The sequence below is a fragment of the Enterobacter cloacae complex sp.6700776 genome, from assembly GCF_048284255.1.
Lineage (GTDB): Bacteria > Pseudomonadota > Gammaproteobacteria > Enterobacterales > Enterobacteriaceae > Enterobacter > Enterobacter intestinihominis.
This window is the reverse complement of sequence record NZ_JBLVYK010000333.1, coordinates 1-260: the sequence shown is the minus strand read 5'-3', so window position 1 is coordinate 260 and position 260 is coordinate 1. Positions and strand designations below refer to the sequence as shown.

Below are 260 nucleotides of genomic sequence, written 5' to 3'. Positions count from 1 at the left end.
GGTTGACTGCTAGTTATATAATGATAGATGTTATCTGTACTACAGTAAAGCTCCGTCCATTAATACAGAGATAATATTAAGGCTAACCGAGTGAATGATATTTACCAACGTCAGCGCGTGATGAAAGATAAGCTTGAAGAATTGGATGAGCTTGATGACATTCGAAACTTTCTAGTGGGGAGTTATTCTTACTATGGATGTAAAAGCCACTGTAAAAAGCAGCTTTCCATCACATTAAATATTTAAGGGAAATATTAGCT

General features: G+C 35.4%; 1 protein-coding gene. It reads left to right on the top strand.

The window, feature by feature from the left end; genetic code table 11:
* The first annotated feature begins 90 nt into the window (after positions 1–90).
* On the top strand, positions 91–246 hold the full coding sequence (locus ACNQ0T_RS24510) for a hypothetical protein (RefSeq protein ID WP_006657670.1): 156 nt from the start codon (positions 91–93) through the stop codon (positions 244–246).
* The last annotated feature ends 14 nt before the right edge of the window (positions 247–260 follow it).